The sequence below is a fragment of the Noviherbaspirillum sp. genome (genome assembly GCF_036846085.1).
In the GTDB taxonomy this organism is placed as follows: domain Bacteria; phylum Pseudomonadota; class Gammaproteobacteria; order Burkholderiales; family Burkholderiaceae_D; genus Noviherbaspirillum.
Genome location: NZ_DAIUCO010000092.1, coordinates 1 through 17781 on the forward strand (window position 1 = coordinate 1; position 17781 = coordinate 17781).

Below are 17781 nucleotides of genomic sequence, written 5' to 3' on the forward strand. Positions count from 1 at the left end.
GGCGGTTGCATCCAGCCACCAGTCGCGCGAGAAGATCGGCAGCGTCGGTTCGCTGGCGGAGAATTCGCGATAGAGCTGTTTCGAAATCATGCGCTATACCTTTGAAGTTCGTCTTGATGACATGCCTGCTTGCTGTTGTGCCGGGCCGGCTACGGGCTGGCCATGCTTCGTCCGTCGAGACGGCTGGCGACGGACAGTACCCCGCGTCGCAGCCGCAGGAGGCGCGACGGTGTCTTGCTGAGATTGAAGTACGGCACCTGCGTCGCGCCGAAACCGCGCAGGAAGCGCTCCACCGGCTCCATCATCGAACCGGCGAAATCGAACCGCTGCGTCACCCCGGCGGCATGCCTGATCACTTCCCACATGCACAATGACGCCGCGCCGCTGTTGCGCAATCCCGGATCGGCACCCGCCATCAGGCCGTATGCGCTGTTTTCATCCCAGACGATATAGTTGCCGGCGTGGTGCCTGCCTTCGGCATCGACGGCGATGAAGAACTTGCGGCAGCCGCGCTCGGCGCAGGCGGCATCCAGCCTGCGCACATAGTCGTCGGAATACGGCACCGCCATGTTCTGCCTCATGAAGGTCATCCGGTTCAGCGCCAGAAAGTCATCGAGCGGCAGGTCGTCGCGCACCTGCAGGCCGAAGCGCTGGGTCGCCTTCTTGCACTCGGCCCGCGTGCTGTTGTCGAATCCCGCCCATAGCTTGTCCTTGTCGCCCAGCTTGTCGAGCACATAGGTATATCGGGTGGTCTGCTGGAAGCCGTTCCAGGAAAACGGCAGCCAGTTGGTGCGGCCGTAATGCCAGTTCTGGTTGAAGTGATCAAAGGACGGAAGCTGGTCGATCAGCTCCTGCATCCAGTCCTTTTCCTGCGCCAGGCGCGTCGGCTGCTTGCCGTTGACAGTGGCGAACCAGGGGCCCAGCTTCTGGGTCAGCGGCGGCTGACCCAGCAACCGCAGTCCGTAGCGCCTCATCAGCACGTAAGGCATGGCCGCCATGACCTGCCCGGCTTTCACCACCAGCGCGACATCCCAGCCATCCGGCCCGGCGGTTGCATCCAGCCACCAGTCGCGCGAGAAGATCGGCAGCGTCGGTTCGCTGCGGGAAAACATCCGGTAGGACTCTTTGCGTCTCATGACTTCATTCTTTCCTGTTCATCGCCGGCGCAGAGCCGATAGGGACGGTAGGGCTGCAGGTCGCACACCAGGTAATGCCGCTGCTCCCCCATCGATGAATCGAAATAGGTCTCGACCGGCACGAATCCCAGTTTCAGGTTGCCGTTCAGCGATGCCGTATTGGCGAGGCTGATGCGGGACGACACGCCGCGCAGGCCGGCGAATGCGAACTGGCGCAACGCATGGCGGCGGACGACGGTGCCGAGACCGGCGCCGCGCAGCGATGCGTGCAGCCCGATATAGCCTTCATGCACCGTCCCTTCTTTGCGGTCGCGGGCATTGAAGTAATACAGCGACATGCCGGTCAGTTCGCCGGTTGCCGCGTCACGGACGCCGATTCCCAGTCGCGGGGCGTGCAGCCACAGCGCCGCCTTCTTTCTCAGGTCAAGCGGACTGCCGCCGTTGAGCGACGCATACAGCCTTTCCACGTGCCGGATGTCGTCGCGGGAGAGCGGCCCGACCCTGGCGCCGCCATACAGAAATGTCGGAAACGGCCGGATCCGCCTGCCGCACCATAGATTTCGCAGCACAAATGCGGACAGCGAGGCGAACCGCGCAAGATACTGTTCCAGCCGCCCGCCGCGTTGGCCGGGAACCAGCGCAAATCCGCCATGCTCGCGATGATGCGTTGCCTGTCTGGTGGTACGTCCCATCATTCAGCCTCCTTCAGAAGGTAGCGGTAGCGCACCGCGATCAGCAGCGATGCGGTTGTCAGGGCGGCCACCCACAGCATGCGGCCCGGTGTATCCATGCCGCCGCTGTCCCACGCCGCCGTCAGGATCAACGGTGAAACAAGCAGCAGCGCCCACGCCAGAGCACTGGCGGTCGGCCGCCAGATGGCGTGCCATCCGTTGCCCGAGGCGCGGATGATCCATGCCAGGTTGGCCAGCGAGCAAAGAATATTGCCCAGTGCGAACAGCGCAACGGCAACAGCGGCGTCGCCGATCCATGCGCCGGCATAGATCGACGCCACCCGTATCGCCAGCGCGGCCCCTTGGTAGACCATGCCGGCCACCTGCCGGTCCAGCACCTCGAACAGTGCCGATAAGGGCGAGGTGACCAGCACCAGGTAGAGCCATGGCGCGAGCCATTGCGCGAAAGCGCCGGCCTGCCGCCATTCCGCGCCGAACACGCCGCTGAAGATGTGCGGGCCGGCGACGACCAGCATCAATGTCGGCGGCATGCCGATATGCGCCAGGCGGCCATGCACGGCGGCCACCAGTTCCCGCAGCGCGCCTTCGCGGTGCGCATGGGCAGCGCCGGCGAAGAACACGCTGGCGGTGGCTTTGCCGAGCACCTGCAGCGGCAGCGCCAGCACCCGGTTTGCCAGCGCCAGCATGCCCGCGACGGCGGGATTGAACAGGGCGGCGAAGAGCATCGGCGGCAGGTGCGCGCCGGCGGTGTTGAACAGCGCGCTCCAGGTGGAGACCAGCGGCGACTTCTTGTACTTGCGGGCCACGGCGGCGATGTCGGCCGGACGGACCGCGCGCAGCAGCGCGGACTGCGCGCGCAGCATGCGCATCCCGAGCGAAAAGGTGCCGGCCACATGACCGGCCACCTGTCCGACCAGGAGCGCCACCGGCCCCAGCGGCGCGCCGCCGAGCTGGATCGCAGCCATGAGCATCGACTGGCTCACCCTGGTGCGCGCCAGCGGCGTGAATGCCTGGGCGCGTACCGCCCAGAAATTCAGAATGCTGTACGCACCGGCGAAGAACGCACCCACCGGCACCAAGTACAGGTAGCCGGCCAGCGCCGGCATATTCATGAGATGGGCGATCTGCTCGCGGTACAGCAACACCGGCACGGCTCCGATCGCCACGAACACAAGCAGCGTGATCAGGCTCAGTACCGTCAGCGCGGCGGCTTCGCGGTCGCCCTCGGGAATCGGGATCAGGACTTCGTACCGCAGGCAGGCCACGACCGAGGTCAGTGACAGCAGCGCCACGAATACCGCCAGCATGCCGATGTCGCGCGGGTCGTACAGCCGTGTCAGGAAGGGCGCCGCGGCCACCATGATGAGCTGGCCGCCGATGGCACCGCCGGCCAGCACCGAAACGCTACGGGCAAACCGGTTCGCGGGCAGAACCCGCCGGACCGCGGCCACAATGCGGTTCATGAACGACGCTCCGCCGAGCCGACGCTCATGCCGCATAGCGGTGCCGGCTCTGCCGCAAGCCGTAACCATAGGCGTACCGGTATCGCGCCGACCTCGACTTGACGTCGTTGAATACCGTACCGGTCACGGTGCGGCCCGCCTGGTTCAGGCACTTCACCGCATCCTCGATCTCCTCGACGGTGCTGACGTCGCTGCGCACGATGTTGAAAATCGCCCCGGCGTGGCGGCCGACATTCAATGCATCCGAATAGCCGAGCACCGGCGGCGTATCGATCAGCACGAAATCGTAATGCGCCGACAGGTGCTGCAGCAGGTTGCCGAAGCGCGGATGCTCCAGCAGGTCGGCCGGCTTGGACGGCAGGCGGCCGGTGGCGATGAAGTCGAGGTTTTCCGTCACTTCCCGGTTGATGGCATCGCCCGGCGGCAACACGCCTGCGATGACTTCCGCCAGCCCGTTCGTGCGCTGCAGGCCAAAGTAGCGGTGCAGGTAGCCGGTGCGCATGTCGGCATCCACCAGCAGCACCCGCTTGCCGATCGATGCCAGCACCACCGCAAGATTGGCGGAGACGAAGGATTTGCCTACACCCGGCGTGGGCCCGGTGAGCATGATGATGTTGTTGCGCGACGCCGGCATGATGTACTGCAGCAGGCTGCGGAAACTGCGCAGGCTTTCGATAGTGATGTCGAACGGCGCATCCTGTGGCAGGATCATCGTGGCGCTCTTGTTGTGGCGCATGCGGGAGAACAGCCGCTTCTGGCTCGTGCTGTGCGGAATGGCCGCGCTGACGGTCAGACCCAGTTTCTTTTCGATCTCCTCCGGTTCGCTCACCTTGCGGTAGTACGCCTTCTTCACTGCCGCCGCCGCGACGCCCAGCGCCAGGCCGATCAGGCCGGAAAGCAGGATCAGCAGCATGCGCCGCGGTTTCACCGGCCGCACCGGCGTGACCGGCGAATCGAGCAGCCGCACGTTGGCCACCTTGCTCTCGGTGACGAGACGCAGTTGCTGGGAGGAACTCAGCAGCGCGGTATAGACCTCGGTGTTGACCTTGACATCGCGTGCCAGCCGCACGACCTCCTGCTCAACCACGGGCAGGCGGCGGATTTTCGCGTCGATGGCGGACATGTCGCGGCCGAGCTGACGCAGTTGCTGGTCGACCGCCTCGACGGTCGGATGGTCGGCGGTAAAGCGCCCCAGCAGTTCCGACCTCTTCTGCCGCAGCTCGAGCGCCCGCGTCTGCGCGAGCGACGATTGCTGCAGCAGCACCCTGGCTTCCTCGCCAAGATCGACCGTGCCGTAGCGGTTGCGGGCTTCGTTATACAAGGCTTCCGACTGTTCCAGCTCGCGTTTCAGCTCGGGCAGCTGCTTGTTCAGGAAGACCAGCGATTTCTCTGCCTCCTCCGCCTTGCGGTCCTCGTTCTGGCGGATGTACTGGTCGCCGACCTCCTGCAATACGGCCTGCGTCAGTTTGGGGTCCGTCCCTTCGAGCGTCACGCCGATGACGCCGGATTGCTTGCCCCGCTCGAGGATCTTCAGCGCTTCCTGCAGGCCCGCAATCGTCTCCGCACGGTTGGCGCGGCTGAGCAGGAACTCGACGCCCCGCTTTGCATGCAAGCTCTCCAGCAACAGCGTGACCTCACCGCCGCGCGCCGGGACGACCAGTGTTTCGCCGACCTTGCCGTAGGCATCGATACCCTCGTCCACCTGCTGCAGGCGGAACTGGCCGTCATCACCAGTCGTCACGAGAAATTCCGTGCCTTCCAGCGATGGCGGCACGTTGAATGTTTTTACCTCCGCCCTTTCGTTGCCCCAGGCATAGCCACCCGACCCGAACAGTCCCGGCTCCGAAAGCTGCTTGTTGTATCGCGCGACGACACCGCCCAGGAGCGGAAACTGCCGCGGCACCATGTCGGTCTGCAGATCGTACTTGTCGACCGCGCCCGCCACGACGCGACGTGACCGCAGGATCTCCATCTCGGCCGCCGTGTCCGTCTTCAGATTGAAGGCCGCCGCCAGGTCGCCGAGGATGTTCTTCGACGTGCCCGCGCTGTCCTCCACGTGAATCAGGAGGTTCGAACGGTACACCGGTGCCGTAATGAAGGCATACGCGGTTCCGATCATCGCCACCAGCAGCGCGACGCCCAGGATCAGCCACCCATGCGCCAGCAGAAATGCCGGAAGCTGACGGACGTTCAGCGCATCGCTCTGGTCGGAGTGATGCCGGACAATCGGCTCCTGAATCGGAATGGGCAGGGAATGGAAAGGCTGGATCGGATAATTCATTGGATGTCCGGGTAAGCAGGAAACGAACGGAATGCGATGTGCGCAATCGATCGAGCGATCTTGCACGGCGATGCCTTGGGCCCTTGATCAAGCAGTCATGCCGGCCAGGGGTTCGTACTACTGTATCGAGAAGCACATCAAACGATAAGTATCAAAATTCGATGAATATGCTTGGCGCGTCGTTGGTTGGATTGGGTTTTTCGATGCGTCGGATGGCAAGCGATTTCCGCTTTTGAAATGCTTAATTTTCAAGCTTGAAAATTAAGCAGCAGCTATCAATGATGAGATTCTTCGACCACCTGTCAATTCCGACCAAGTGAACGCAAAGAGGCTGTGGCTATTGAGGCCCGCTTTGGCGCTGCCGAGAAAGTGGCGTGCCGAGCGGATAAAGAAGCGAAATTTGTCTGAGCCGGAGGCGCATTTATTTCTCTTCCCGCTCAATGCGTCACTTTCTCGGGAACCCCGAAGGGGCAGCGACTTTGCGATCGTCTTTTTTGCCTTCTTTTTTGGCGAAGCAAAAAAGAAGGTGGCCCGCCGGGGCCAGTCCCGGCTAGTCTCTTCGAAGAGAAATAGGTGTTGAATTTCCGGGGGCACTCCGTCGCTCTGGATTTCCGCCTTCGCGGGAATGACAGACATGGAGACACGCCGCCGATCCGTATTCACGCTTGCAGGGCGCGTCCTGGCTTGCAAGCCGGGACCGTTTCGCAGCCGGACGACTTGCTGTCCATATTTTTGGCAACCCCTCCTCCCGACAGAGGAGGGGCACCGTTCCGCCCCGTTCACCGCCTCCGGTCAATTGCTTTCCGGCGCCAGCTCAACCCGCATCTCACCAACCTGCACCGCCCTCCCCCTCGGGAAATTCGGCCCGCTGACACGAACGAACGACACCGTAATTCCCCGCATATCTCCGCCCGCCACATTCTGCAAAGCCTGCGTCGCCGAAAACTCCAGGTGTCCTGAACCGGGATGATGTTCATGGGCGACGATTTCGAACGGCCCGAAGCTGCCGATCAGATGCCGTTCCTGCTCGCCCTCGCTGTCCACAGGAAGGTTGAGGTAGACATCGTAGTAGAAGCCGCCTCGCGCGCCGACACCGGTCAGGCGCACATCCTCCAGCACGATCTTCACCGAGTTGTAGGGCACCGGCGCCGGACGATTCCGTCCCGGCGCCAGCGAACGCCCGAGTACCGCTTCAAGGGCACTGGCTTCAGCCTGCCTGACCTCGACCTGCGCGCTGATCGATGTTTCGTCGAGTGCAATGTCCCGCAGGCCGCCGATCGAGCGCCTGTTTCCGCCGATGCCGCGCGGCGCCGATTCGGCAAACCGGCCGACAGCCGGGCGCCGTGGCGCGCCGCGTCCGAAGGGATTCTGCAACTGCACGCGCTTCAGGCCTCCCGCATTGGATTGCGGCGGCAGCGCGGTGGGGAAGCGTTCGTTCTGGTAGCGGTAATGCAGATGGGTCGTCGTGTCGTAGACGCGGTTGCGCGGCATTGTCAGCGGGCCATAGGTGAAGCTGCCGCTCCAGTAGGGGTCGCTTGAGAGCGGCATCGTCCTGCCTTCGCCCGCAGCCACCCATGCGACCCAGAACCGGTCGATCTGGCTGTGGTGCAACCAGAAGATCGGGTCGAGCGGCGAGGACTTCGTCGCCAGCGCACCGCCGATGATGTTATGAAACAGGCCGTGCGGGCGGGGCTCCACCTGCGTCTCGAATGCATCGGTCAGACCGCGCTGGAAGAAGCGGTAGCGCCGGTTGAACGGGATCATCGACAGCGCGGAATAGACATTCGTATTGACCCGGTCCGCAACATACAGCGGGTTGCCGCTCGACGGATCGGTGAATTCGGCCGGCATGTTCGGATTGAGGTAATAGTCCCAGTACGGCACCGTCAGGGTGCTGTCGCCGGAAATGGTGCGCAACGTCTCCTGGAAGTAGTGCAGGTAGCCGCGATGCCATGCGAGGAAATACGCTATCCCGTGCGGGCAGTTGCGCACGTGAATGTTCACCCAGTAGTTCCAGCTATTGCGGTCGGCGCTGTTGGTATTGGCCCGCATCGCTCCGATGGCATTGATGAAGGATGCGTAGCCGGGCGTGAGCTTGAAATCGTTCCATTCCAGGCGCGTGTGTATTGTCGCCTGCCCGAAGGCGGCGCGGCCGGGTACCGATGCCGCCGCCAGCGTGGACAGTGAACCTGCGACAAATTTTCTCCTGCTGATGTTGCCGAACTCCATGACGTATCTCCTCGGTTCTGGTGCGTTGTCTCCGGTTAGCCGAAAGAGCCGTGCCGGCTTCCGCTGACCATCTACCAATTACTGTAGAGATTCGGTGCACGAGGAAAAAGTATTGAATTTCGATGGCTGGCCGGAAGGTATCGAGTTTTTCGATGGATTGGCTTACCGGCCTCAGGACACTTGCTCGATTCGTTGCCTGACGCATTCCGGCAGCCGGCGCATCGAAGCCTTGAGATTGTTGATCAGGTGGCCCTGGCTGGTCGTGCCGATGATGGCGCAACTGACATGATGGTTGCCGAGCACGAACTGCAGCGCGAGGTCGTGGCAATTCATGCCGTCGAAGCGTGACAGGAACCGGTACTTGCGCCCTTCAAAAAATTTGCCGCGGTGGTTCTTGATCGCGCGCAGCAGATACCAGACGTCGGACACCTTGCTCACCTTGAAGATGTCATCGGAGTACAGGGTTTGCGCCAGCGGCGATTTCACCATGACGCCCAGGCCGGCGCGCGCGCAGCGTTCGATCAGTTCCTGCTGTGCATGGCGGCGGATGACGTTGTACTCGATCATGACGCAATCGAAGATCTCCGCTGCCAGCGCTTTTTCGGCGCCGGCGATGTCGGTCGACACGCCGAGCAAACCGACATCGCCGCGCCGCTTGGCGTCGCAGAGGAATTGCACCGTTTCATCGTCGAGCCGCTTCGGCATGCCGTGCAGCTGCAGCAGGTCCACATGGGTGGTATGCAACCTGCGCAAACTTTCCTCCAGGCTTCTGCGCAGCGCCGGATAGCTGTAGTCCTTGACGTGCCGCCCGCCGATGAGATGGGTGCCGCATTTGGTGCCGACAAAAACGTTCGGGCGGCGTGCTGCGAGAATTTTTCCGAGCCTGCCTTCAGCGTTGCCGCCGCTGTAATTCGGACCGGTATCGAAAAAATTGACGCCGCTGTCAATGGCGATATCGACAAGATCACGCGCAAGCTTTTCGCTGAACAGATCCATTCCCCAGAAGCCGCCTGCCCCGAATCCGAGTTCCGATATCCGGATGTTGCGACTGCCTAGCTGCCGTCTTCCTATGGCGATCGGATTCATTGCATCTCCTTCCTGTCCGGAGCGCTTGCCATGGATGCAAGTTGTCGCTCCGTCATGACATAAAAAACGTGCAATACGTAACCAAATGAAAAAATGTGGATACTTTTATTCCCCTAGGAACTTTCACTACGGGAAAAAGGTCTGTTTCCGTACGTTCATATCCGCAATGAACGAATCCGGTCGACGAACTGGTGCAGGTCTGGCAACGCCCACTGCTCCTGATGGTTTTCCGGCGCATTTCCCGCATTGTCTTCACCGGATGTTTTCAGTGTTGATTTTTCCTTCACCGTTCCAGGAGTATCTGTTTTGAAACGTACCGCTTACCCTTCCCTACTTTTGCTGACACTCACACTCGCTGCCTGCGGCGGCGGGTCCGGCGACGACGCAACCCTCGGCACCGAAACCATGCAGGCAACCACATCGGTTGCTGACAATTCCGATACCGCGCCGGCAGTGACGCTTGATCTTGCCGCCGAGTCCACGTCGGAAGCCGGCTTTGAAGCAGAACCCGAAGCCGCGCCCGAGTCGGCTGCAGCCGATGCGCCTGCGCCGGATTCCATGATCGCCGCAGCAGACAATGGAACGACTGTGGAGACGGACGCCGCAGTGCCCGCGACCGACCCGGCATCTGCCGATGCGCCTGCGGAACCCACGCGCATGCTGGCGACAACGACCGCCATCACCCCCTTGAAGCATCTGTATGTCGCCACCACCGGTAATGACAGCAATCCCGGAACACAGGCGGCACCTTTCAAAACCATTCTCCGCGCATCCAAGGTCGCCACGGCGAACACGACTGTCCACGTCGCGCCCGGCACCTATGCGGGTGGATTCACCACCACCTCCAAAGGCAGCGCTTCCGGCCGCATTCGCTATGTGTCCGATGTGAAATGGGGCGCGAAGATCGTTCCCGCCGCCGGCACCACCGCGCGCGTGGCGTGGTCCGAGCGCGGCAGCTATGTCGATATCGACGGTTTCGACGTCGACGGCCGCAGCGGTCAGGTATGGCGCAATGGTCTGGTCACCTTCGGTTCCTACAACGTCATCAAGAACAACCATGTGCATCACATCGCCGACAAGGTTCCGTGCGACAACATGGGCGGTTCCGCCATCAACACCACCCATTACAACTATGGCGTGAAGGATGACGTGATCGGTAACGTGGTGCATCACATCGGTTACACCGGCTGCAAATTCATCCAGGGCATCTACATCGGCACCTCGGGCAGCGTGAAGAACAACCTGGTCTACCAGATCGGCAAGAACGCGATCCAGTCCTGGCACGATGCGACCAACATCATCATCGCCAACAACACCATCTTTAAATCCGACTACGGCATCGTCGTCGGCGGCGGCGATTTTTATCACAACACCATCCACGACAATACCCACGTCTCCAACAACATCGTCTTCGACAATGTGCGCGGTATCGAGGAAGTCGGCACGGTGGGCAACAAGAACACCTATACCAACAACCTGTTGTTCCGCAACAGCTACCGCAACATCGGCCTCAAGGGCGGCAAGACCCACACCGGTACCATCGTGGCTGATCCGCAACTGGTCAACTACCAACCTACGGGCGGCGGCGACTATCGTCCAAGGAGCACATCGCCGGCGGTAAACAAGGGCCGTTCGACCTATGCACCACCCAACGACATCATCGGCACGGCGCGTCCGCAGTTCGGCGCGTTCGACATCGGCGCTTACGAGCACAGGTAATCCCAATGTCGCGCAGGGTACCGGCATGACCGGAATACGGTCATGCGTGGTCGCCCTGCTGCCATGATTCATTACTCCGCGACGCCATTGCATTTGGCGCCGAAAGATTTCGCAACACCTCCGCCAGGCAACTGGCGGCAGGTGTTGCGGATGACGGATGGCCGTGAATAAGGAACAGCGTCGCCTTATGCACGCACTTGTCGCGCAGCGGCAGAGGCACGAGAGCGCCGCATTCCAGCCAGTGCCGTATGCGGTGCTTCGGCAGCCATGCATAGCCGAGACAGCCCGTCACCGCCTCCACCACCGTATCGAAACTGCTCAGGTCCCAGCGCTTCCCCAGCCCGGATTCGTTTGCGGAACCGCTTTCCATTTCGCTTGAATAACCAGCGCCGACCCGTATGTGGCGTTCTAGGTCGGCCGCCGCCACGTCTCGCCCCAGCTTCAGCAGCGCATGATCGGGATGGGCTACCGCGATGTATTCCACCTCCACCAGCGGCTCGCCCAGGAAACCGAGCGGCACCCGGGTCGCGATGGCAAGGTCCACCGACATATTGCGCAATGCCTCCTCCGCGCGCGGCATCGCCGTCTCGGCAAGCCGTATCGACGCTCCGTCGGCGATGGCGGAAAACATTTTAAGTGCCTGCATCAGCACCTGCGCCGGAAAATTCTGGTCCACGGCCAGCCGTATTTCCGCGCCGCCTCCCGCTCCTAGATGCTTGGCGAACAGTTCAAGTTCGATCGCCTCCTTCAGCACATGCCGCGACCGGTCGAGCAATGCCCGGCCCGCCTTCGTGAGGTGGGCTTTCCTTCCTTCGATCTTCAACAGCTGGATGCCGAGATTTTCCTGCAGCTTGGCAATGGTGTAACTGACGGCGGACTGGCTGAGGTGGAGATAGTCGGCTGCTTCGGCGAATCCGCCACAATCAATGACTGCGTGCAGGATGCGCCATTGTTTCAGGCTGACGTACAGATTGCGGACATCGTGTGGTCTGGATTTGAATTTGCTGCGGGCCGTCGTCACAGCTGAATGCGGTCTTTGGCCTTCGAAAGGATTTTGTGCCTGCGTCATTTCAATGCCCTTTGAAAATCGCTTTCCGGTTGCAGCCGGCAACGCACGGCATGCAATTATTCAATTCATGTTGGTGCGGAGAAAAACCGTTCGACGTCCTGCCATTCATCCTCCTTCACATTGGTTTCACCTAAGAATGCTCGATGGCCGCAACCACCTCGAATCCTCGGGCAGGCGAGACTTAATGCAAAACCTAAGCCCGAATGGTAAGACCTTGATAAACAACGAGTTTGTGAAGAATGCACGGCGCATCGGTCGGAGCGTGTATCAGGGCAGGCACACGATCGTTCACCGCAAAGGATGATGGAGCAGGCACGCTTGGATTGACTCGTATGCTGTGAGTCGCGGAATACTGAATTCGAATGCTGTGGTCATGACGCGTAATGAAAAAGAATCACGCGAGTTCCCGAAAAAACCAATTTTTCAGAAGAACAATGTCACGAGGCACAAAAAACTGTCACGGAACAGGACAACGCCCGGTCTCCGGAAGATGGAAGGCTTGAATCGGTATGTGTACTCAGGCACCGGATACATCGAATGGTGTTCTATGAAGGCACCAATTGCCTACGACAGGCAGTGCGCTGTCTGAAAGTGTAAAGTGCTGCAATGGCGACCCAAATCGTCACGATTTGTCGGCCCCTCGCGCGAGGAGGAAGCGCCACGTGCAGAGGACGCGTGGCGCTGTACCGGCATGCAAGGCGATCAACCACCTATGTAGAGGTTTTCGATACGGGGAGTATTCGCTGCACGAACCGTGTCGTTGCCGGTGCTCACAGTTTCCTGCTGTGCATTGTTGATGTACTCGTTCTTGCGCAGTTCGCCGTTTCGATACGCTTGGGCGAGTTCCGCCTGCACTTCAGCGCGGCTCTTGGTCGACTGCACGTTCTGGTAATGGATCGCATCATCGCTTCCGATTGCAAATGCGGAACCGGTAAATCCAAATGCGGCGGTCAATGCGACGGCGGTAATCAATGTTTTCGCGTTCATTATTTTTCCTTGAAAGATGACGGATGTGGAACCGCGGTAGCGGCTCTTCGGTAAGCATGGTGTGCTCATCGATGAAGCGCAGTGTAGCTATTGCCGGCCCTGCAAAAAAGACCAATAATCGGAAAACACTATTCCATTTTTTTAAACAATCGAATCCCATTCATGGACAGACTTCAATCGATGCGGGTATTTGCGAAGGTCGTCGAACAGGGAAGTTTTGTGCGCGCCGGCCAGTTGCTCGACATGTCGAATGCAGTCGTCACGCGTCATGTGGCCGATCTGGAAAACCATCTCGGCACACGATTGCTGAACCGCACAACCCGGCGCCTGTCGCTGACCGAAACCGGCCATGCCTATCTCGAGCGCGTTGTGCAGATCCTGCAGGAAGTGGAAGATGCGGAAGCGATCGCTTCAGCTCAGGCGAAAAAGCCGGCCGGTACGCTCCGCATTTATTCGCACGTCGGTTTCGGCCAGCTTCAGCTTGCGCAATTGCTGCCGCAGTATGCCGGGGCCTATCCCGACGTCATACTGGATGTCACCCTCGGCGATCATTCGGTCGACCTCGTGGAGAGCGGTCTGGACATCGGCATCTTCATCGATTTCCAGAAGTTCGATGCGAGCATGATCGCGCGCCAGATCGCCGTCTGCGAAGTGCTGCTGTGCGCATCGCCGGAGTATGTGAAAAGGCATGGCGAACCGTCCGTCCCCGAGGACGTCTCCAACCATGTCTGCCTGAATTTTTCCTACGATCAGTTGCGCCATTACTGGCCGATCGCCTCGAAGGGTGACGGCGTGACGAACATCCCGGTGCGCAGCAGGATGTTTTCCAACAGCGGCGATGTTCTGCGCCACAGCACGCTGGCCGGCATGGGCATCATGATCCGCCCGTCGTTCGCGCTTGGCGACGATCTTGCCACCGGCCGCATGGTGCGCCTGCTTCCCGATCACCATCTTGGAAAATTGTCCGTCGTGATGGTCTACCCCAGCCGCCGCCTGCTGTCTGCCAAGGTGCGCAGCTTCGTCGATTTCATGACCGAGCGCTTCCCGGAACCGGATAGCGATCCGTGGCTGGCATGCAAGGACGGCAGGCACCTCTGATTCGCAGGTTGTTTGCGCATCATATTTTGCGCCGTGCAATTGGATATAAGGGCCGCGCAGGCAATGCGGCGAACGTGTTAATGTTGATCGACTCCAACCTGCCTTGACACCATGTGCCAGTTACTAGGGATGAATTGCAATGTCCCGACAGACATTGTTTTCAGTTTCACCGGCTTCGCCACCCGCGGCGGCCGCACCGACACGCATAACGACGGCTGGGGCATCGCCTTCTTCGAGGGGAACGGCGTGCGCCACTTCGTCGACTACCAGTCCGCCGTCGAATCGCCGATCGCCGACCTGATCAAGCGCTGTCCGATCAAGTCGAAAAACGTCATTGCCCACATCCGCAAGGCAACCCAGGGCCGGATCGCACTGGAGAACTGCCATCCTTTCGTGCGCGAACTGTGGGGACGCTATTGGGTATTCGCGCATAACGGCGACCTCAAGGAGTTCGCACCGACCCTGAACGGCGCATTCCGGCAGGTCGGCGGGACCGACAGCGAACTGGCGTTCTGCTACCTGCTGCAGGAGCTGCGCCGCCGCTTCGGCGACACGCCACCCGAGATCGATGTCATCGCCGGTGCCTTGCGCGAGTTGACCAGCGAGATCGCGCAGCACGGCCCGTTCAACATGATGCTGTCCGATGGCCGCGCGTTGTTCACGCATTGCTCGACCAATCTGTACTACATCGTGCGGCAGTATCCGTTTACGACTGCCAAGCTGTCCGACGAGGACATGCTGGTCGACTTTTCAGAAGTCACGACGCCCGACGACAGGGTGGCCATCATCGTCACCCAGCCGCTGACCACCAACGAAACCTGGACACAATTCGCCAGCGGCGAATTGAAAGTGTTCATCGACGGCGCACCGACGGAACTCTGACCTCAAGGTATGCCGGAAAATGCGACCGGTTCGGCTGCACTGCAACATCGAAAGTTGAGCATGCCGGCGAGAAATAATTTAAAGTGCAGTCGTCGGTCGCGAACGACGCTACGGTCTGGCAGAAAGTGCCAACAGGCCGTATGCGTTGCGGTTCAAGATATGACAGCGCCGCAGGGTTATCCGCCCTACTGGCACGTTATGTCGAGACTGCGACCCATACGACCTGTTCGCATTTTTCGCCCCCGCCGTGTGTTGCTACGGCAGCCAGACAAGTGACCGATCTTGCATAACCGACAAAAATGCCACCGCATGGGTGGCATTTTTTATTGCAGCGACTGTCTGCCTTCTTCCGGTTTCACGAAAGATTCGGCGCCAGCCAGCGCTCCAGCTCCTCCTTGGCCACCCTGCGCCGCGCCGCCATGTCGTTCAACTGGTCCTCGCCGATCTTGCCGACGACGAAGTATTTCGATTCCGGGTGCGCGAAGTAAAAGCCGGATACGGCCGCACCGGGGAACATCGCGAACGACTCTGTGAGCCGCATGCCGATTTCCTCGCACTGCATCAGGCGGAACAGGTCCGCCTTCACGGTATGTTCCGGACATGCCGGATAACCCGGTGCCGGCCGGATGCCGCGATAGGCTTCCTTGATGAGCTGTTCGTGCGACAAGGCTTCGTCCGATGCATAGCCCCACAGGTCCTTGCGCACCCGTTCATGCAGGTATTCGGCAAACGCTTCGGCAAGGCGGTCGGCCAGCGACTTCAGCATGATGCTGCTGTAATCGTCATGCGCATCCTCAAAACGCTTCTCATGCTTTTCGATGCCCAGTCCCGCGGTCACTGCGAACATGCCGATGTAGTCGGCGATGCCGGACGATTTCGGTGCGATGAAATCGGCCAGGCACTGGTTGGGACGTGCGACACCGTCGATCACCGGCTTGACCCCTTGCTGGCGCAATCCGTAATAGGTGAAAGCGACTTCGCTACGCGTGTCGTCGGTGTACACCTCGATGTCGTCGTCATTGACGCTGTTGGCCGGCATCAATGCGATGACGCCGTTGGCAGTCAGCCAGCGGCCATCGATCAGCTTCTTCAGCATCGCCTGGCCTTCCTCATGCACCTTGCGCGCGGCGTCGCCGACCACCTCGTCCTGCAGGATCGCGGGATAAGGTCCGGCGAGATCCCAAGTCTGGAAGAACGGGCCCCAGTCGATGTACTGCGCGATGGTGGCCAGGTCGACGTTTCTGAATTCACGCCGTCCGATGAACTTCGGCTTGACCGGCGCGGCGTTGCCGCTGAACGCCAGGCGCGCCCTGTTTTCCCGCGCTTGCTTCAACGACAACAGCGGCGTCGCCTTGCGGTTTGCATGCTGGTCGCGGATGCGCTCGTAATCCACCGCAATGTCCTCGATGTACTTCGCGCGCTGCTCTTCCGTCAGCAGTGACTGCGCAACCGATACCGAGCGCGACGCATCCGGCACATACACCACCGGGCCTTCATAGTTGGGCGCAATCTTCACCGCCGTATGGGCGCGGCTGGTGGTCGCGCCGCCGATGAGCAAAGGAATCTTCAGCATGCGGAAATGCGGATCGCGCTGCATTTCCTTCGCCACGTAGGCCATTTCCTCCAGCGACGGCGTAATCAATCCCGACAGGCCGATGATGTCGGCATTTTCCGCCTTCGCCTTCGCAAGGATTTCGGAACACGGCACCATCACGCCCATGTTCACCACTTCGAAGTTGTTGCACTGCAGGACCACCGACACGATGTTCTTGCCGATGTCATGTACATCACCCTTGACGGTGGCGATGACGATCTTTCCCTTTGGTTTGCTGGCGACGCCGGTGCGCTGCTCTTCCTTGCGCTTCTCTTCCTCGATATAGGGAATCAGGTGGGCCACCGCCTGCTTCATCACGCGCGCCGACTTCACCACCTGCGGCAAGAACATCTTGCCCTGGCCGAACAGGTCGCCGACGATATTCATGCCATCCATCAGCGGGCCTTCGATCACATTGATCGGACGGCCGCCGCTGTTGAGGAACTGCATCCGCGCCTCCTCGGTATCTTCGACGATCCACTGCGTGATGCCGTGTACCAGCGCATGCGCGAGGCGCTTCTCCACCGGGGCATTGCGCCACTCGAGGTTTTGCTCTTCCTTCTTGCCGCCGGCCTTCAGCGTGCCGGCGAATTCGATCATGCGCTCGGTTGCATCCTCACGTCGGTTCAGCACCACATCCTCCACCCGCTCGCGCAGTTCCGGATCGAGATCGTCGTACACGCCGACCATCCCGGCATTCACGATGCCCATCGTCATGCCGGCCTGGATTGCGTGATACAGGAATACGGTGTGGATCGCTTCGCGCGCCGGATCGTTGCCGCGGAAGCTGAAGCTGACGTTCGACACGCCGCCGGAGATCTTTGCGTGCGGCAGGTTTTCGCGTATCCAGCGTGTCGCGTTGATGAAATCGACGGCGTAATTGTTGTGTTCCTCGATACCGGTCGCGATGGCGAAGATGTTGGGATCGAAGATGATGTCTTCGGGTGGAAAGGCAACCTTTTCCGTGAGCAGTTTGTAGGCGCGCTCGCAGATTTCGATCTTGCGTTCGAAAGTGTCGGCCTGTCCTTTCTCATCGAACGCCATTACGATGACGGCCGCACCGTAGCGGCGGCACAGTGTCGCCTGCCGAAGGAATTCTTCTTCGCCTTCCTTCATCGAGATCGAATTGACGACCGCCTTGCCCTGCACGCATTTCAGTCCGGCTTCAATGACCGACCACTTCGACGAATCGATCATGATCGGCACGCGCGCGATGTCGGGCTCGGAAGCGATGAGGTTCAGGAAGCGCGTCATCGCGGCGACCGAGTCGAGCATCGCCTCATCCATGTTGATGTCGATGATCTGCGCGCCGTTCTCGACCTGCTGCCGGGCGACCGACAGCGCTTCGTCGTACTGCTCGTTCAGGATCATCCGAGCGAAGGCTTTCGAGCCGGTGACGTTGGTGCGCTCGCCGACGTTGACGAACAGCGACTGCTCGTCGACGACGAACGGCTCCAGTCCCGACAGCTTCATCGCATGACCGGTTTCCGGGACCTTGCGCGGCGCAATGGTCTTCACCACGTCGGCGATCGCCCTGATGTGATC

General features: G+C 60.6%; 13 protein-coding genes. 3 read left to right on the forward strand and 10 right to left on the reverse strand.

Features of this window, described 5'->3' with window-relative positions:
• Positions 1–149: 149 nt before the first annotated feature.
• From V7080_RS12475 to V7080_RS12505, 7 genes are all read right to left on the reverse strand, one after another.
• The gene (locus tag V7080_RS12475; RefSeq protein WP_334188712.1) at positions 150–1136 is read right to left on the reverse strand and encodes a GNAT family N-acetyltransferase; all 987 of its coding nucleotides are present in this window, start codon (positions 1134–1136) and stop codon (positions 150–152) included.
• Positions 1133–1831, reverse strand: coding sequence for a GNAT family N-acetyltransferase (locus tag V7080_RS12480; RefSeq protein ID WP_334188713.1), 699 nt, complete (start codon positions 1829–1831; stop codon positions 1133–1135). Before V7080_RS12480 ends, V7080_RS12475 begins: the two co-directional genes overlap by 4 nt.
• Positions 1828–3291: a lipopolysaccharide biosynthesis protein gene (locus V7080_RS12485; protein WP_334188714.1), complete on the reverse strand. Its 1464-nt coding sequence runs from the start codon at positions 3289–3291 to the stop codon at positions 1828–1830. Before V7080_RS12485 ends, V7080_RS12480 begins: the two co-directional genes overlap by 4 nt.
• 25 nt (positions 3292–3316) lie before the next feature.
• Positions 3317–5572, reverse strand: a complete 2256-nt coding sequence (locus V7080_RS12490; protein WP_334188715.1) for a polysaccharide biosynthesis tyrosine autokinase — start codon at positions 5570–5572, stop codon at positions 3317–3319.
• A gap of 261 nt (positions 5573–5833) precedes the next feature.
• A complete protein-coding gene (locus tag V7080_RS12495; protein WP_334188716.1) occupies positions 5834–6208 on the reverse strand; it encodes a hypothetical protein in 375 nt (124 codons plus the stop codon).
• Positions 6209–6364: 156 nt separating this feature from the next.
• Positions 6365–7801 (reverse strand): tyrosinase family protein, encoded by a 1437-nt coding sequence (locus V7080_RS12500; protein ID WP_334188717.1) that lies wholly within the window; start codon positions 7799–7801, stop codon positions 6365–6367.
• Between the two features lie 171 nt (positions 7802–7972).
• Positions 7973–8887: an aldo/keto reductase gene (locus tag V7080_RS12505; RefSeq protein ID WP_334188718.1), complete on the reverse strand. Its 915-nt coding sequence runs from the start codon at positions 8885–8887 to the stop codon at positions 7973–7975.
• Positions 8888–9193: 306 nt separating this feature from the next.
• On the opposite strand from V7080_RS12505, the gene V7080_RS12510 reads away from it, so the two are divergent.
• Positions 9194–10606 carry a choice-of-anchor Q domain-containing protein gene (locus V7080_RS12510; protein ID WP_334188719.1) on the forward strand — a complete coding sequence of 471 codons (1413 nt, stop codon included), beginning with the start codon at positions 9194–9196 and terminating at the stop codon, positions 10604–10606.
• A 40-nt stretch (positions 10607–10646) separates the two neighbouring features.
• Here V7080_RS12510 and V7080_RS12515 read toward each other — a convergent pair whose 3' ends face one another.
• Both V7080_RS12515 and V7080_RS12520 read right to left on the reverse strand, forming a co-directional pair.
• A complete protein-coding gene (locus tag V7080_RS12515) occupies positions 10647–11675 on the reverse strand; it encodes a LysR family transcriptional regulator (RefSeq protein ID WP_334188720.1) in 1029 nt (342 codons plus the stop codon).
• Between the two features lie 702 nt (positions 11676–12377).
• A complete protein-coding gene (locus V7080_RS12520) occupies positions 12378–12662 on the reverse strand; it encodes a DUF4148 domain-containing protein (protein ID WP_334188721.1) in 285 nt (94 codons plus the stop codon).
• Between the two features lie 162 nt (positions 12663–12824).
• On the opposite strand from V7080_RS12520, the gene V7080_RS12525 reads away from it, so the two are divergent.
• Both V7080_RS12525 and V7080_RS12530 read left to right on the forward strand, forming a co-directional pair.
• Positions 12825–13760: a LysR family transcriptional regulator gene (locus V7080_RS12525; RefSeq protein ID WP_334188722.1), complete on the forward strand. Its 936-nt coding sequence runs from the start codon at positions 12825–12827 to the stop codon at positions 13758–13760.
• Positions 13761–13871: 111 nt separating this feature from the next.
• Positions 13872–14642 (forward strand): class II glutamine amidotransferase, encoded by a 771-nt coding sequence (locus V7080_RS12530; protein ID WP_334188723.1) that lies wholly within the window; start codon positions 13872–13874, stop codon positions 14640–14642.
• 355 nt (positions 14643–14997) lie between these two features.
• Here V7080_RS12530 and metH read toward each other — a convergent pair.
• Positions 14998–17781, reverse strand: a 2784-nt coding sequence (gene metH / locus V7080_RS12535) for a methionine synthase (RefSeq protein ID WP_334188724.1), incomplete at its 5' end; no start/stop codon positions are given.

What these genes read in the sequence shown, in the direction of transcription:
- V7080_RS12475 (WP_334188712.1), bottom strand. Translation starts at nt 1,136, where the DNA reads ATGAGACGCAAAGAGTCCTACCGGATGTTTTCCCGCAGCGAACCGACG.
- V7080_RS12480 (WP_334188713.1), bottom strand. Translation starts at nt 1,831, where the DNA reads ATGATGGGACGTACCACCAGACAGGCAACGCATCATCGCGAGCATGGC.
- V7080_RS12485 (WP_334188714.1), bottom strand. Translation starts at nt 3,291, where the DNA reads ATGAACCGCATTGTGGCCGCGGTCCGGCGGGTTCTGCCCGCGAACCGG.
- V7080_RS12490 (WP_334188715.1), bottom strand. Translation starts at nt 5,572, where the DNA reads ATGAATTATCCGATCCAGCCTTTCCATTCCCTGCCCATTCCGATTCAG.
- V7080_RS12495 (WP_334188716.1), bottom strand. Translation starts at nt 6,208, where the DNA reads ATGTCTGTCATTCCCGCGAAGGCGGAAATCCAGAGCGACGGAGTGCCC.
- V7080_RS12500 (WP_334188717.1), bottom strand. Translation starts at nt 7,801, where the DNA reads ATGGAGTTCGGCAACATCAGCAGGAGAAAATTTGTCGCAGGTTCACTG.
- V7080_RS12505 (WP_334188718.1), bottom strand. Translation starts at nt 8,887, where the DNA reads ATGAATCCGATCGCCATAGGAAGACGGCAGCTAGGCAGTCGCAACATC.
- V7080_RS12515 (WP_334188720.1), bottom strand. Translation starts at nt 11,675, where the DNA reads ATGACGCAGGCACAAAATCCTTTCGAAGGCCAAAGACCGCATTCAGCT.
- V7080_RS12520 (WP_334188721.1), bottom strand. Translation starts at nt 12,662, where the DNA reads ATGAACGCGAAAACATTGATTACCGCCGTCGCATTGACCGCCGCATTT.
- V7080_RS12525 (WP_334188722.1), top strand. Translation starts at nt 12,825, where the DNA reads ATGGACAGACTTCAATCGATGCGGGTATTTGCGAAGGTCGTCGAACAG.
- V7080_RS12530 (WP_334188723.1), top strand. Translation starts at nt 13,872, where the DNA reads ATGTGCCAGTTACTAGGGATGAATTGCAATGTCCCGACAGACATTGTT.